The 14497-nt window shown below is 55.2% G+C and carries 17 protein-coding genes; 16 read left to right on the top strand and 1 reads right to left on the bottom strand.

Annotation, left to right across the window (positions count from 1 at the left end):
- From ACINK7_RS06270 to ACINK7_RS06345, 16 genes are all read left to right on the top strand, one after another.
- Nucleotides 1–747 carry a TIGR03747 family integrating conjugative element membrane protein gene (locus tag ACINK7_RS06270; RefSeq protein WP_404360451.1) on the top strand — a complete coding sequence of 249 codons (747 nt, stop codon included), beginning with the start codon at nt 1–3 and terminating at the stop codon, nt 745–747.
- A gap of 20 nt (nt 748–767) precedes the next feature.
- Nucleotides 768–953 carry a hypothetical protein gene (locus ACINK7_RS06275; RefSeq protein WP_404360452.1) on the top strand — a complete coding sequence of 62 codons (186 nt, stop codon included), beginning with the start codon at nt 768–770 and terminating at the stop codon, nt 951–953.
- An 88-nt stretch (nt 954–1041) separates the two neighbouring features.
- Nucleotides 1042–1353, top strand: a complete 312-nt coding sequence (locus ACINK7_RS06280; protein ID WP_404360454.1) for an RAQPRD family integrative conjugative element protein — start codon at nt 1042–1044, stop codon at nt 1351–1353.
- A gap of 1 nt (nt 1354) precedes the next feature.
- Entirely contained in the window at nt 1355–1591 is a 237-nt protein-coding gene (locus ACINK7_RS06285; protein WP_404360455.1) for a TIGR03758 family integrating conjugative element protein, read from the top strand.
- A gap of 61 nt (nt 1592–1652) precedes the next feature.
- Nucleotides 1653–2021: a TIGR03745 family integrating conjugative element membrane protein gene (locus tag ACINK7_RS06290; protein ID WP_404360456.1), complete on the top strand. Its 369-nt coding sequence runs from the start codon at nt 1653–1655 to the stop codon at nt 2019–2021.
- 3 nt (nt 2022–2024) lie between these two features.
- Nucleotides 2025–2411: a TIGR03750 family conjugal transfer protein gene (locus ACINK7_RS06295; protein ID WP_404360457.1), complete on the top strand. Its 387-nt coding sequence runs from the start codon at nt 2025–2027 to the stop codon at nt 2409–2411.
- Nucleotides 2412–2420: 9 nt separating this feature from the next.
- Nucleotides 2421–3062, top strand: a complete 642-nt coding sequence (locus tag ACINK7_RS06300; protein WP_404360458.1) for a PFL_4703 family integrating conjugative element protein — start codon at nt 2421–2423, stop codon at nt 3060–3062.
- Between the two features lie 326 nt (nt 3063–3388).
- Complete coding sequence (locus ACINK7_RS06305) at nt 3389–4162, top strand: TIGR03749 family integrating conjugative element protein (protein ID WP_404361417.1); 774 nt, start codon at nt 3389–3391, stop codon at nt 4160–4162.
- Nucleotides 4163–5575, top strand: coding sequence for a TIGR03752 family integrating conjugative element protein (locus tag ACINK7_RS06310; protein ID WP_404360459.1), 1413 nt, complete (start codon nt 4163–4165; stop codon nt 5573–5575).
- A complete protein-coding gene (locus ACINK7_RS06315) occupies nt 5535–5981 on the top strand; it encodes a TIGR03751 family conjugal transfer lipoprotein (protein ID WP_404360460.1) in 447 nt (148 codons plus the stop codon). The genes ACINK7_RS06310 and ACINK7_RS06315 overlap by 41 nt, the downstream gene beginning before the upstream one ends.
- The gene (locus tag ACINK7_RS06320; protein WP_404360461.1) at nt 5981–8791 is read left to right on the top strand and encodes a conjugative transfer ATPase; all 2811 of its coding nucleotides are present in this window, start codon (nt 5981–5983) and stop codon (nt 8789–8791) included. Before ACINK7_RS06315 ends, ACINK7_RS06320 begins: the two co-directional genes overlap by 1 nt.
- The gene (locus ACINK7_RS06325) at nt 8778–9245 is read left to right on the top strand and encodes a TIGR03757 family integrating conjugative element protein (protein WP_404360463.1); all 468 of its coding nucleotides are present in this window, start codon (nt 8778–8780) and stop codon (nt 9243–9245) included. The genes ACINK7_RS06320 and ACINK7_RS06325 overlap by 14 nt, the downstream gene beginning before the upstream one ends.
- The gene (locus ACINK7_RS06330; protein ID WP_404360464.1) at nt 9242–10138 is read left to right on the top strand and encodes a TraU family protein; all 897 of its coding nucleotides are present in this window, start codon (nt 9242–9244) and stop codon (nt 10136–10138) included. The genes ACINK7_RS06325 and ACINK7_RS06330 overlap by 4 nt, the downstream gene beginning before the upstream one ends.
- Nucleotides 10139–10181: 43 nt before the next feature.
- Nucleotides 10182–11546, top strand: a complete 1365-nt coding sequence (locus ACINK7_RS06335; protein WP_404360465.1) for an integrating conjugative element protein — start codon at nt 10182–10184, stop codon at nt 11544–11546.
- Entirely contained in the window at nt 11543–11950 is a 408-nt protein-coding gene (locus ACINK7_RS06340) for a hypothetical protein (RefSeq protein WP_404360466.1), read from the top strand. The genes ACINK7_RS06335 and ACINK7_RS06340 overlap by 4 nt, the downstream gene beginning before the upstream one ends.
- Before the next feature lie 11 nt (nt 11951–11961).
- Nucleotides 11962–13473 (top strand): conjugal transfer protein TraG N-terminal domain-containing protein, encoded by a 1512-nt coding sequence (locus tag ACINK7_RS06345; protein ID WP_404360467.1) that lies wholly within the window; start codon nt 11962–11964, stop codon nt 13471–13473.
- 3 nt (nt 13474–13476) lie between these two features.
- Here the strand turns inward: ACINK7_RS06345 and ACINK7_RS06350 are convergent, their stop codons facing one another.
- A complete protein-coding gene (locus ACINK7_RS06350) occupies nt 13477–14121 on the bottom strand; it encodes a hypothetical protein (protein WP_404360468.1) in 645 nt (214 codons plus the stop codon).
- Nucleotides 14122–14497 lie beyond the last annotated feature (376 nt).

Consider the following 14497-nt stretch of genomic DNA (forward strand, 5'->3'; position numbering starts at 1 on the left):
ATGGCGGAACAGACCAAACGACGGCCGGCGTCGGCACAGCAAACCGCAGAGCAAGGCATTATTGCGACGACACTGATTCGCGTACTCCAGATCGTGATGTACCTGATTCTGACGCTGGTCTTTTCGATTGTGGTCGAGTGGGTGGGCATGGCGACCGGTTTGTGGGACGAGCCGGGCGTGGACCACAGCGAACGCATGCTGCAACAGGAATTGCAGTATTTGAACCGCGATTTCCAGCGAAGCGCGATCGTCGAGAGTCCGGTGCGCTATGCCGAGCGTTTTTCCAAACATTTTTACGATCTGACCTTCAAAAAAACGGGCATTCAATCCGCCGTGATTTGGCTGGCTACGCCTACCCAAACCCATTCCCGCAATTTTAGAAAAAGTCTGCATCGACTGTTTCAGATGGCCGAAGCGTATGTTCTGGCCGCCATGACCGTGACGCAGATATTCGGGGTACGTCTGGCGGTATTGACCTTGGCGATGCCGGCATTCGTCTTGTTGGGCGCGACGGGATTGGTCGATGGACTGGTGCAACGCGACATTCGCCGCTGGAGTGGCGGGAGAGAATCGTCGTTCGTCTATCACTGGGCCAAAAAAGCGCTCTATCCGTCGTTGATTTTGCCCTGGATCGTGTATCTCGCGATTCCTGTGAGCGTGCATCCCAATCTGGTCGTTCTGCCGTTCGCCGTGTTGTTCGCGGCATCGCTCCTGGTGATGTCGTCGACGTTTAAAAAATATTTGTAACTTTCCCGAGAAGTCTCGCCATGTTACCCAAAAGACCCCGGCAGTACGCCAATGAAATAGTGATGATGAACAGTCGGGAAGAACGATTGGTCGCCCTGGAAAAGGTGCCGGAGGAACTTCGATCCTGGGTACGCGAATTAGCAGAGGATGCGTATAAAAAAAAGAAACGCCATCCAATCGGCCATAAAAACCCATCGGGATTTTAGTTAGGGTTTTCTGTGGCTTTTTTGCATTTGGATGTAAACAATAACCGTCAAGCAATCACTACTCCGATCGAATCGCGAAGAGATCCACATGACCCGAAAAATAACCAGTATCGCATGTATTGTTCAGCTTTTGCTTCTGCTGGCTTGTCCTGTTCCGGCCTTAGCCGACAGCGACGCCGAGCGTACCGCGTTAGCCAAAATCAAGCATGAAATTGAATCCTTGAAGCCGTTGATCGCCGAAGCGAAAGCCCAGGCAGACAGTGACGCCAGAGTGCAATTTCAATATGACTGGTTGGCATTAGACCTCGACCGCATGGTTTTGGGGATTCAAGAGCATTTATCGGCCCCATCGACGCAGCCGCGCAGTTTTCCGCCCTTGAAAGGCGACTACCGGCACTGACATGACGAATCAGCAAACAGCCGCCTTCACGCAGGCGACCGGCAATATCGCCAATCCCGGACAACTGTTGTTCGGGATCGCGGTGATATTCGCGGTGATTTATTTGCTCTGGTTGGTCTTGATCACGAAATCGCACTATCACGCCTGGCAAACCAGGAAAGGAGACTTTTATGACATGACAGCTTCCGTGCTCAGAGCCATCGTTGTGGTCTTGCTCGTGGGCACTTTCATCCGTTGACGCAACATAAAGTTACCTAATTTCGTTGTTCTCACTCTCTTACATAACGGAGACATCAAACATGAAGACACTACTCAACACCATAGGGCAATCCACCCATCAACTCACCGCTTTCGTCGCTCTGTCATTGGCGATTTCAAGTGACCACGCGCAAGCGGCCTTGCCGGCGCCGGTTGCTCCCAGTAACGCCCCGGCGGCGGGCAATTGGCTAGAATTGATCAAGGGCTATGCCAAGGACGCCGGGCTCGTCATCGGACTGATTATCGCGGTCGTGGCGTTTTTATGGATCGGTTGGATTACGATCGCCAAATTCAACGAGGCCAGAGCGGGACGGGCCGAATGGGGCGAAGTCGGGTTAACCGCCGTCGTCGCGGCGGGGGTGATGATTTTTATCAGCTACTTGCTGACCGAAGCGTCGAACGTCATTTAATCGATGGATGAGCAAGATGTCAGCACGGAAACACTGGCTGACCGGCTCAACCAGGAGCCGGTCATCTTCCGTGGCAGCACCAACTCGGAGCTGGGCATGATTTTGTGCTGCGCCATCGTGTTCTGGTTGCCTGCCGGACTCCTGCTCGCCGCGCTGTTCGGAGCCGCAGTGATGGGGCTGGGAATCGCCGCGTTAGGCGTGCTGGCGACCATCTATTTCGGATCGACGTGGTTTCAACGGATCAAACGCGGCCGTCCCGACTTTTATTACCAGCATTTTCTGATACTCAAGCTAAACAAACTGGGCCTGCGCTCATCCTCGTTGGTTGCCAGGCAAGGGGCGTGGGACTTGGGAGTCACGCTTCCGCGTTCGTTTCACTCTCATCGATAAGGTGTCGTCATGCGCTATCGGGACGAAAACAGTACGCTCCAATCGCACATCCATTCATTGCGAATCGTGATCGGTTTTCAACTTTTACTGATCGTGGGCCTGTGGTACGGCTGGCACCAGTCGAGGCACGACATTCGCTTGCACATACCTCCGGACCTGCGTTCCGGCGCGTTGTTGAAGCTCGATGAAGTCCCGCCGCCGAACGTCTATGCCTTCGCCCATTATATCTTTCAGCAACTCAACCACTGGGAGGAAAACGGCGAAACCGATTACGGCAAGCAAGTATTCCGCATGGCGGCGTATCTGACCCCGGATTTTCGGCAATTTCTAACCCATGATTTGGAACTGCGCGGCAAGCGGGGCGAATTGAGCGGCCGGGTTCGAGGGATTCAACTCATCCCCGGTCACGGCTATGAAGAGCGCCGGGTCGACGTGCTCGATCGCAATACTTGGTTGGTCTGGCTCGATTTTCGGATCGAGGAAACGGTGCGCGGCATGGACGTAAAAAGCCTGGATATCCGCTATCCGATTCGCGTTGTGCGCTACGATGTCGATCCGGAAATCAACCCGTGGGGCTTGGCTCTGGACGGCTTCGGCGGCGAAGGGCCGCAGCGGCTGAACAACGAAGATAAATCAGGGGGACCGTCATGAATCCAAGAGGCGAAAAAAGCAACATGATGGACAAAGGTCACAACACAGGGAGGCCGGTATTTCTACTCTACGCTCTATATACTCAAATGAAGGTCAACTTTATGAAGGTGTGGGGTGTGGCTAGCGATAATGTCAGCAGCAGGGAACGCTGCCGTCAAGCTCCCATGGATGGGTCCAACCAGCACCTAAATTCCATAGCCCATTGGTTATGTTCAACTTTCTGGAATAATTTAGGTGCAGGGTTCACGGCGGTCCTCGATAGACACGTCTCATGCCTTTTATTCTTATACGGTTTTTCGATCAAAAGGGAGTGCTTGTTTTTGGTAGTGATTCTCCATGGCCTACTTCCGTCCGTGGCCGGATCGTCGGAAATCGAGCGATTGTTTTGGGACAAGCTGCCGATCAGTATCACCTTGCCGGTCGGCCAGGAGCGCCTGGTTACGTTTCCCGGCGACGTGCGCGTGGGCATGCCGTCCGGACTGTCCGGCAAGGTGCGAACGCAAAGCCACAACGGCACCGTGTATTGGTTGGCGAACGAATCGTTCGAGGCGCAACGTATCGAAATTCATGAAATCGACGGTAGCGGCATTTATTTAGTCGACCTCAGCGCAAGCCAGGAGCTGAGTCTGCCGGTAAATCCGATCGAAGTGCTGAACAGGCAAGCGCAGAGCGTCGAGAAAACCGACAGCGATAGGAAACACCGCAATCCCCGTCAACCTCGCAAAGCACCGGGACTGGTCACCTTAACCCGCTTTGCGGCCCAACAGTTATATGCGCCGTTCAGGATGCTGAAAGCCTCGCCGAGTATTCATCGGGTCGTGGTGACTCGGCGCGCGCTGCACAATCTGATCCGGGGCGAGCCGATCGAAGCGGTGCCGGTGGCGAGCTGGCAGGGCGGCGCGCTTTACGTCACCGCCGTGCAACTGCGCAATACCGCGAATGCGCCGGTGGAGCTCGATCCACGGCGCATTCGCGGACGCTGGAAAGCGGCGACGTTTCAACACGTCCGGCTGCATCCCTCCGGTTCCGAGGCCGATACGACGGCCGTCTATCTGGTCTCCGATCGTCCCTTTCATGAAATGATACGGGGGATTATGTAGATGCCATCGAACAAATTATTGCCGATTATCGCAGGCTTGGTGTGTGTGATGCTGGTCTTTGTCGCCGTCAAATCGATCGATAGCGGCGGCGAGAACATTCAACTCGACCAGGTGCCGGTCGCCGGCACGCCCGACGCGGATTCGCCGGCGGATACGATTCGTACACTGACGGCGCAAGTCGCCTCGATCAAGAACGAATCCGAAAAGCTGCACATGCAAAACCAGGAACTGTTGCGGCAGCGCCAGGAGATTGAAAGCAAAGTCAGGGCGGAGGTGCTCGACGAAATGCGAAAAATGAAGGGTCAGGAGGATTCCACCGCATTCGGCCAACTGACTGAAAAACTCGATTTTTTCAAAAACCGGCTGGACGAATTGAGCGAAGCGCAAAACGGCGCATCACAACAAGCATCGGGCAGCGATATCCCGATCGGATTCGGCATCGGTGCCGGCGACGGAATTACCCTGCCCAAACCTACGGAAATCGTTTGGATCGAACCGCTAGGCACGAACAAAGACCGCCAGGGGAATTTGGTGTATCCCGCGTTATCGAAAAGCGGTAACGACCCGGCCGATGACACCGGCGGATTGCTTGGAACAAGCAGCGCGACCGAGAATTATCTAAAAGCCAAATTGGACGAAGCCGAACCGGACGAGCCGGTCTATACGGTGCCGCGCAACGCTACACTCATCGGCTCGACCGGCATGACCGCGCTGATCGGCCGGATTCCGTTCAAGGGCGTGGTCGAAGACCCGTTTCCGTTCAAGGTCATCGTCGGCCGCGACAACCTGGCCGCCAACGGCATCGAGGTGCCGGGGCTTGACGGCATGGTATTCAGCGGCAAGGCGACCGGTGATTGGTCGCTCTCTTGTGTTCGGGGGGAAATTATCTCGGTGACTTATGTGTTTGCCGACGGCACCATCCGGGAGCTTTCCGTCGATACGACCAAGAACTTACAGGCCTCGCAACAAGGTCAACAACAAGGCGGTCAACCACAGAAAATGGGCTGGATATCCGACCGGCGCGGCATTCCCTGCGTGACCGGTACCAGAATCAGTAATGCGCCGGACTATTTAGCCGGGCGTATTCTGGCCTCCGCCGCCGAAGCGGCCGCCGGCGCATTCAGCCAGAGCCAAACCACGAATGCCGTCTCGCTCGGGCAAGGCGTGGCCACCTCGGTGATCACCGGCGATGCCGGCCAGTTTGCGGCCGGTCAGGCCTTGGCCGGTGGCGCAAACGAAGTGAGCCAATACTTGCGCGAACGCGCGGCGCAATCGTTCGATGCGGTTTACGTGGATACCGGCGCCGAGTTGGCCGTCCACGTCGATATCGAACTACCGATCAATTATGAACCGGACGGGAGAAAAACCCATTATGCCTTCAATCAAAATACCGACGACGAATTACTGGATTAACGCGCTGTGTACCTTGAGTCTGATCTTGATGACGGCGGGCTGCGCAACCGGCGACAAAGAATCGATCTTGCCCCAGGACGGACCGACCATGAAAGAGGTTTACCGCGAACATTTTTCCGGTACCGAGCACGGTCGGGACGAACTCGACGCGACGCGCGGCGAATTGATTGAACGGGAAGCGGCGCGGCGTGAGCCGGAGACTTCGGAGCTGTTCAATTATACACGGGACGCCGAGTCGGAGATTCGGCAAGTCTTTCCGAGGCTGCACAATAAGACCTTGATCCTGTATGTGTTTCCGCATTTGAGCGGCGGCGAACGTCATCCCGTGCCCGGTTATTCGACGGCGTTCCCTTTCTACGAGAAACCCGAATACGCCTTGCCGGGCGAGCGCGAGGAGGGCTATTGATGGCGATTTTTTCCTTTAAAACTCAACCGTCCGCTAAAACTCAACCGAAGGATGATGTCACCCGGTTTCGACGCCGGGCCACCGACAGAGCGCCGACCGAAACACGGATGCGGCAGATTTATGAGCGGCCGGCTTCGTTTACCAATTTGTTGCCGTGGTTGGAATATTGTCCGCAGACGCGCTGCTTTTTACTCGATGACGGTTACAGCGTCGCGGCGTTGTTCGAGATCGGCAGCATCGGTACCGAAGGCCGAACGGCGAAATACATCGTCGAACTGCGCGACAAACTGCAAACCGTATTGACCTCGATCGCCGAGGAACTTGACTCGCCCTGGATCTTTCAATTGTTCCTGCAAGACGAGCCCAGTCTGCTCGGCGTCGTCGACGAGGTTGAACGTTATCTCGATCCTCGCGCGCAACAAAGCGCGTTGAGCCAAAGCTACTTGACGATATTGCACGATCATTTGCAGACCATTTCGCAAACCGGCGGCGCATTCAACGACAAAATGGTCACGGGCGGACCGTGGCGTGGTCAACGCCGGCGCATCCGGGCGACGCTCTACCGCCGGCGCAAGCCGGCCAAGCATGCCGGCACGCGCGACTATTACCAACTGCCGCCCGAGGACGAATTGAACGATGCGTCCGCCAAGCTGACTACCGCCATGACGACGGCCGGCATTCGCCTGACTCGGCTGGGCGGCAAGGACTTGTATGAATGGATGTTCCGCTGGTTCAATCCGAAACCGGCGGTCGAGGAGGGCGATAGCGAAGCCGTGCTGCGGAATGTCGCGCAGTACCCCGGCGATGAGGAAATGCCGTTCGGTTACGCATTCGCCGAAACCCTGATGCTGGGCATGCCGCATTCGGACGCGGATCGAGGCATTTGGTGGTTCGACGGGATGCCGCACAAAACCGTCACCGTGCAAGGACTTCGGAAGATTCCGGATATCGGCTTGTTTGGAGCCGAACGCAGTAGCGGCGATCACATTTACGCGATGTTCGACCGCATGCCGGAGGACACCGTCGTGGCGATGACCCTCGTCGTCGCGGCGCAGGACCTCGTGCGCAACCATCTTGGCCAGGTCCAGCACGGCTCGGTGGGCGATTATCCGGAAGCGAAACTGGCGGCGCAAGACGCCGAGAAAGCGGTGATGGAGATCGCCAAAGGCAACAAACTGTTTCCGGTCCAGTTGGCGCTGTATGTGCGCGGCGATAACGAGCCCGATTTACACCGCAAAATCAACAAGGTCAATTCCTTGCTGTTGTCGAACGGATTGCAACCCATCATGGAGCGTGACGATTTGATTCCGCTGGACAGTTATCTCCGCAACCTGCCGATGGGCTATCAGTACGACCACGACAAGCGCGAAGCGCGGCGCTCCCGCTTGGTGTTTTCCAAACACTGCGCCAATCTCATGCCGGTTTACGGCCGCTCCACCGGTTCCGGCCATCCCGGACTGTTGTTTTTCAACCGCGGCGCCGAACCCTTGATGTTGGACCCATTGAATCCTCAGGACCGCAAGAAGAACGCCCACGCCCTGATCCTCGGGCCGACCGGCGCCGGAAAATCCGCAACGCTGGTGTACATGATCCTGCAAATGATGGCGGTCTACCGCCCCCGCATCTTCATCATCGAGGCCGGCAATTCGTTCGGATTGCTGGGCCAGTATTTGGCAAGCCAGGGCGTCACGACCAATCGTGTGTCGATGCTGCCGGGTGCGGATGTCAGCTTGCCGCCGTTCAGCGAAGCCCTGAAATTGTTGGACCAGAAACGCCTGGATCTGGATTTCGAGCTGCAAGAGGATAACGACCTTGATGACGATCCGGACAACGATTTCGATAACGAGGACATCGAGGACGACAACCGGGATTTACTGGGCGAAATGGAGATTGCCGCCCGCATCATGATCACCGGCGGCGACGTACGCGAGGACAATCGCATGACCCGCGCGGACCGGTTGTTGATTCGCCGGGCGATTCACGAGTCAGCGAAGAACGTCAAGGCAGCCGGGCGCGACCAGGTGTTGACTCAGGATGTCGTGCATGCGCTGCGCAACCTGGAGGGTTTGGCAGACCGCCGCCGGGAACGGGTCCAAGACATGGCCGATGGCATGGAGTTGTTCTGTTCCGGGTTGGCCGGTCATTTTTTCAATCGGCCCGGCGTGCGCTGGCCGGATGTGGATTTTACCTGGGTCGACATGGGCATCCTGGCCCGAGAAGGCTACGAAGATCAATTGACCGTCGCCTACATCGGCTTGATGAACCATATTCACGATCTGGTGGAACGGCATCAGAACGATGCCAGGCCCACGATCGTGATCACCGACGAGGGGCATATCATCACCACCAATCCGCTGTTGGCTCCGTATGTCATCAAGATCGTCAAGATGTGGCGGAAATTGGGGGCCTGGTTTTGGATTGCGACACAAAATCTCGAAGATTTCCCGGATGCCAGCAAGAAGATGCTCAATATGCTGGAGTGGTGGTTTTGCCTGGTCATGCCGAAAGAGGAGGTCGAGCAAATCGCCCGGTTTCGCGACTTGCGCGACGAGGAGAAAAACATGCTGCTGGCGGCCAGAAAATCACCGAAGCAGTTTACCGAAGGCGTGGTGTTGACCGATGAACAAGCGATGCTGTTCCGCATCGTGCCGCCGCCGTTGGCGCTGGCGTTGGCGATGACCGAAAAAGACGAGAAGGCGAACCGGGCCCGCATCATGAAGCAGACCGGTTGCAGCGAGATCGAGGCGGTCGAACAGGTGGCAAAAGAGATCAGCTTCAGGCGCCGGGAGGAAATCGATGACCAGCATTAAATCCATGATCATCGTCCCTGGTTTGACGGTGAGCGTCATGACGGCAGTCATGCCGTTACCTGTGCGGGCCGATGAACAAGGACTCGTTATCGAAGCGATCCACAGCGACGCATTCTCGTTGACCGGCGTCGACGCTTTGGCCGGGCAGGGCATCGAGGTGAAAATCTACAATCTCGACGATGCTGAACGCTTGACGGCCAATCTGGCAATCGGGTTGCCGCCCGATCAAGAGCAGGCCAAAGCCGCATTGGAGCGGCGCTTCAAAGAGCAAGGCATGGAGGCCGTCCAAAAACACTTCATGCAGGCATTTCAAGGACGAATCGTAGGGGTGCAATACGGGATCAGCCGCTATCCCGCCATCGTATTCGACCACGGCCGGGCCGTAGTGTACGGCGTGACCGACCTGAATCGCGCGGTGGCGATCTACCGCGAATGGCGGAGGAACAATCCATGAAAGCTACGATGCGTAGACTGTTGTGGGTTGTTTTTCTCTGCGCGAACTTGGTCGCCGCGCAAACGTCGGCCCAGCAATACGAATGCATTCAACTTCGGGTCGTCGGTGCGTGTATCTGGATCGTTTGCACGATGTTCGGCTGCGATATCGACGTGACGCTCAAGGTTGGGCATTTCAATCCGGATGTACTGATCAAAGTCACGAACCCGGATGGCGTCGACCGGGTGGAAGACCCCAAACGCATCGATACGCATAACCGCAATCATCAGAATCTGATTTTTCAAAGCGCCTGGTCAGCCGGCCATCCGCTGACCGGACAAATCTATTGTCCATCGAACACGACGGCGGCGGAACCCTATTTTTGGTCGAAACTGGATGTGCCCGCCTGGCGCTGGGGCGGCCTTGACTCATTTACCTTGGGTGCATGGGTTCCTGGCGTGCATGAAATCGGCAATTGGCCTTTGAACGTATGGGGGCATTTGTATCCACGCGGCGGTTGGACGACCCAGCATTCGCAGCCGAAATCCGCTGCCGTCGTGGCGCAACGGGTCGGCGATATCATTACACGCGACGGGGAGTCGCATGTGTACGACAGCATTCGCGGGCAGGCCGTATTCGTCGAGGATCAAAAACTGACCTGGTCGCCGGGCGCACTGAAGGAAAACACCAACGAGGAAGGGTGGTTCCAGATGATGAAACCGAAATTGGAGCAATGTATCGTGTTCGGCGAAAACGACACCGTCAGTCTCCGAGGTTGGGGCGGTGGGCGTGTTGCGGATAATGGCGAATATTACTTTGCCTTGTGGCGGCCTTACACCTGTTGTGAAATCGACGACGGAGCGTTGGTCGTCATTGATTTCATGCCGTTTCCGACTCCGGTCATTACCCATTAAACACGCGATGACCTGTTTAAAACGCGATTACATGGAGGGCGTTATGAACCTACGATTGTTTGCCATTATCGGCTTGCTGCTGTTGCTGAGCGCTAACACTTGCCTGGCGATCCCCTTGTCGAACGGTGACAACAGCGAATTTTATTACAAAATCGGCGGTGCTCGATCGATATCGGTGCCGCCCAATATCAATGTGCAAACCCATGCGCTCAATGGTTCGTTAGAGTACGGCCTCGGTTACAGTTGCGGCAATTTCGACCCCATGCTGGGACTGACCAATTTGATGAACGATCTGCAAAATACCGGCAATAATCTCGTCAACGGCGCGATCGGCGCAGTGCAAGCGGCGATCGGCGGGCTTCCGGCATTGATCATGCAACGCATCGATCCAGGATTGTACGATTTGTTTCAGAATGCCTTGATTCGCGTGGAAGCGATCTTATCGTTGGCGAATAAATCGTGCGAGCAATATGAACAGGAAATCAAGCAAGGACTCAATCCGTATGCCGAATGGACCGACTTGTCGAAGATCGTCGACTGGAAAGTGCAAATGGGCTCGAACGGCTACGGCGGTTCCAATGTCGACGTGGTGCAAGCCAAAGAGAATGTCGAGCGCAGTAATGGCGACAACGGCGTGCCCTGGATTGGCGGTAAAAAAGCCGGCGGCAAGAACATGGATGCCATCAAGGCGACCTCTGATGTGGTGAAAGCGGGCTACAACATCACCCTGAACAGGTCGGCGGACGACAATTCAGCCCCGAATAGCCCCAACAACGCCAAGCCGCAGCGCCTGATCGAAGTCTTCGCACAGCCGAAAGACGCGTCGGAATGGGCGGTTGATGTGTTGGGGGACGCGCATATCTACACGCATGACAACCGGCCCGTCGAAACGGTGCCGGGACACGGGTTACTGCCGAAAATCGCCGGCGAAATGACGGATGCCATGCAAAAATTGATTGATCTGGTCACCGGCAACGCGCAAACCACCCTCGGAAATCTAGGCGACGTATCGAGCAACGCCGTTCTGATTAACCAGGATGTGATCAACGCGATCCAGTCGCTCAAGCCGGGCGAGCAATCGATTGCGGTCAGCAAGCTGGCCTCCGAGGTGGCGATGGCCAAAGTCGTCGAAAAGGCATTGATTATCCGGCGCATGCTGATCACCGCCAGCCGCGAACCGAATGTCGCCAACTCGCCAGCCCCGGCGCAAATCGAGCAATCCATATCGCGCCTGGACAGAGAAATCAACGACATCATGTACGAGCGCCGGATTCATAACGAGTTGGCGTCGCAAACGCCGGCCGCGATTTTAGGATTGCAAGCGGAGCACGACAATCGCTCTCAATCGACTAATCCCGCAGCAGGCTCCGAGGACTCACTCATAGAGGATGGAGCGATAAACCCATGACGCATCAACAACCAACGAACGGGCAACCTTCTGAAAAGGGTCAATGGGCTAGGAATCGCGGCCGGCAAGTTTTTACCGGGTCGTTATGGTTAACCGCGGTTCTTTCACTCGCCATTGCCATCGGGCTGATGGTCGCCAGTCATTATTATCCGATCGAAACGATTAAGCGGGCGGTCGAGTCTGCCGAATGGCCCTTGGCGGTTTGGCGGATCGGCTTGTTTTGGATGATTATCATCGGCTGGCCTCGCTGGTCGGTGATCTATGCTGCCTGGGCCGGCTTGAGCGGCGAACAATTGGCGCTCATGTTGAGTTACCGGTGGCGTATGGCGTTGTGGCTGTTGGTTATGGAAGCGGTGCTATTGCACGGCGTCGTCGCGCAATTTATCGACAATCTTTCTAGGTGATAGGCACAGTCATGGGCGTTTCTTCGTATCTTGAAATCTATCTCACGCAATTCGGTTGGACGATGTACAACGTATTCTGGGATATTCTCATCGATACCGGTCTGGCGTATCTGCCGTTCATCGGGATGTTTTTGCGCAATATCGTCGAGCCGATTACCAGCCAGGAAGCCAAGGATGCGTCGTCTGTGTCATTACGCCGCATCGAAACCGATGCCGTTAAAATGTTCGCGGTGTTGGTGATCGCTATCCAACCTTACATGACCGTCAGTTACAACAACTTGAGTTATACCCAGGCGTGCAGTCCGGGCGGCAACGCGGTGGTTGGCGGCAACACCGGAAAAACCTACGACACAACGTTTACGGCGGCGACGCTTGGCGGTAATAACGCCCTGGTTCCAATCTGGTGGTACGCTGTTCTGGCAGTGACCGGCGGCATCAACGATGCGGCGATCCTGGCAATCCCGTGTACCCATAATATCCGCCTGATGTCGTTCAGCATCGATAATGCGCGTGTCAAAGACCCGCAACTGCGCCGTCAGGTCCAACTGTTTTATAAGGATTGTTACCGGCATGCGATGGCGATGTTTTTAGACCATAACCCGCCTTATCCCAATAACTTGCCGCAGGAAGATTTGAACTGGTTGGGTTCGCAGTTTTTTTTGAACGGGACTTACCAGACCGCCCGGGCCAGCGCCACGGTCCCCGGCTTTACTTACGACCCGAACCGGGACCGGGAATACGATCCGGATGTGTATATCCCCGTCGACGGTAAACCGACCTGCGCGCAATGGTGGACCGGAAACGGCCACATCAATGGCATCGGGCTGCGCGAAGCCTTGGCCGACCAGATCGATGCCGGAGCCTTGGCGACGTTCAAACAATATGTCGCGAATAAAACGGGCAAGGCTCAAGACGAGGTTGAAAACATCGCGATCCAGACATTGATCAGCCGGGAGGAAACGGCTTTCAATGGACTCGGGAATCTGAATAGCTATAACGAAGCGAGCTTTGCCAACGCCGCCAGCTCGGCGGGCGCTACGCTGGGCTCCTTCATGGAAGCCGTGTCGTTTTATCCGGCGCTATACGCAATGAAAGCGGCGGCCCCGATCATCCAGGCCGTTGTTCTTATGCTGATTTATGCCTTGATGCCGTTTTACTTTTGGTTTTCGTCCTACCAGCCCGGCAAGATCATTTTCATGTCGATCATCGTTTTTTCGGTCAAGTTCTGGACCGTGCTATGGGCGATTGCCAATTGGCTGGACAACAACTTGATCGAGGCAATCAAACCGTCCTGGTACAACTTGCAATTGATGACGAACAACCTGCTCGTCGAAATGATCATCGATTTTGTGATCGGCGGGCTGTTTGTTGTGATGCCGTTGTTTTGGTCGGGGTTGTTGACTTGGGCGGGGTTTAGAGTTGGGAGCGAAATTAACAAAGCCAGCGGCGAACTTAGAGGCTCACCAGAAGATGCTGGTAAAAAAGGCGGAAATGCAGCTAAGAGCACAATTACAAAAAGGTAAATTTTAGTCATCCCAGCAGTCGTAAAGTCCGCCTGGATCATATCCATTGTCCCATTTACCTGTTGCATAGTTATATTCCCGTGAAAAATAGTGAGAGGAATCTTCTTTTTCAGTGTTTATGAATAAACCTAACCGCCCAGCGATAAACAGTAGCCAAGCATAACCCACAAAGGTCAACAGATCGATGATCCAGGGCAGGAAAGCAATAACGACGGTAATAACGGCCAGGCTAAGCCAGAAGGCTTTTTGGCGAGCCAGACTCAGACCTTTATCCAGGACGAAACGAGCGCCGCCGACGGCCAGGTGCTTGACCTGGACCGAATGGGCAATACCGTTGATCAAGCCGGCCGGAACCAGTAGTAATGCCGCCAGAACGAAAGACAGGCAGCCGGCGAACCCGATGGCAGAAACCCATTGGAAACCCGGAACATCGGGCGCAAAGGCCAACAACGCGACCAGCGGCAGCGTGCCGATGCCGCCGGCAACGGTCAGCCATTTGCCGGCAGAGACCATGAGGGAAACGACTTTTCCGGACAAAACGGCAGCCTTGTCGGCGGGTAGGGCAGCCAACACTCTATTCGCGCGGTAAAATACTGCCAACGTGCAAAATGAGGCGACCAAGACGGTCGCTACCAAAAACGCTTCCATATTTCCCTCCATACCGATTCGTTAGGATTTCGGAATTAATTTATGTACCCTGATAAAGTTCCGGAGCGATTGAGTTATCCACAAAATCTGTGGAAAAGTCTGTGTGCAAGCATTCTTTCTTTCGATCATATCAATGGCTAGATAAAGGTGTCTACTTTTTAATCGATTTGACCTCTATCAGAAGTACCGCTACTACCATACGGCGGTTCATCGAAACTCCTAAAATCGATGATCAATAGTTCTGTTTCGCATCAAAAACCAAATTCCACAGCCATGTCGTTAATCGTTCTGAACTCATCAGAATTCTTTGATGCCAGTATCAAATTCATTTGATGAACGGCAGAACCCGATTGAAGGTAGATATCAAACATAACCC

Source organism: Methylotuvimicrobium sp. KM1 (assembly GCF_044788715.1).
Classification (GTDB): Bacteria; Pseudomonadota; Gammaproteobacteria; order Methylococcales; family Methylomonadaceae; genus Methylotuvimicrobium.

Bases quoted from the DNA above. Each gene is read 5' to 3' on its own strand.
- ACINK7_RS06345 (WP_404360467.1), top strand. From the start codon at position 11,962: ATGGGCGTTTCTTCGTATCTTGAAATCTATCTCACGCAATTCGGTTGG.
- ACINK7_RS06280 (WP_404360454.1), top strand. From the start codon at position 1,042: ATGACCCGAAAAATAACCAGTATCGCATGTATTGTTCAGCTTTTGCTT.
- ACINK7_RS06270 (WP_404360451.1), top strand. From the start codon at position 1: ATGGCGGAACAGACCAAACGACGGCCGGCGTCGGCACAGCAAACCGCA.
- ACINK7_RS06330 (WP_404360464.1), top strand. From the start codon at position 9,242: ATGAAAGCTACGATGCGTAGACTGTTGTGGGTTGTTTTTCTCTGCGCG.
- ACINK7_RS06320 (WP_404360461.1), top strand. From the start codon at position 5,981: ATGGCGATTTTTTCCTTTAAAACTCAACCGTCCGCTAAAACTCAACCG.
- ACINK7_RS06310 (WP_404360459.1), top strand. From the start codon at position 4,163: ATGCCATCGAACAAATTATTGCCGATTATCGCAGGCTTGGTGTGTGTG.
- ACINK7_RS06340 (WP_404360466.1), top strand. From the start codon at position 11,543: ATGACGCATCAACAACCAACGAACGGGCAACCTTCTGAAAAGGGTCAA.
- ACINK7_RS06285 (WP_404360455.1), top strand. From the start codon at position 1,355: ATGACGAATCAGCAAACAGCCGCCTTCACGCAGGCGACCGGCAATATC.
- ACINK7_RS06335 (WP_404360465.1), top strand. From the start codon at position 10,182: ATGAACCTACGATTGTTTGCCATTATCGGCTTGCTGCTGTTGCTGAGC.
- ACINK7_RS06275 (WP_404360452.1), top strand. From the start codon at position 768: ATGTTACCCAAAAGACCCCGGCAGTACGCCAATGAAATAGTGATGATG.
- ACINK7_RS06290 (WP_404360456.1), top strand. From the start codon at position 1,653: ATGAAGACACTACTCAACACCATAGGGCAATCCACCCATCAACTCACC.
- ACINK7_RS06300 (WP_404360458.1), top strand. From the start codon at position 2,421: ATGCGCTATCGGGACGAAAACAGTACGCTCCAATCGCACATCCATTCA.
- ACINK7_RS06350 (WP_404360468.1), bottom strand. From the start codon at position 14,121: ATGGAAGCGTTTTTGGTAGCGACCGTCTTGGTCGCCTCATTTTGCACG.
- ACINK7_RS06295 (WP_404360457.1), top strand. From the start codon at position 2,025: ATGGATGAGCAAGATGTCAGCACGGAAACACTGGCTGACCGGCTCAAC.
- ACINK7_RS06325 (WP_404360463.1), top strand. From the start codon at position 8,778: ATGACCAGCATTAAATCCATGATCATCGTCCCTGGTTTGACGGTGAGC.
- ACINK7_RS06315 (WP_404360460.1), top strand. From the start codon at position 5,535: ATGCCTTCAATCAAAATACCGACGACGAATTACTGGATTAACGCGCTG.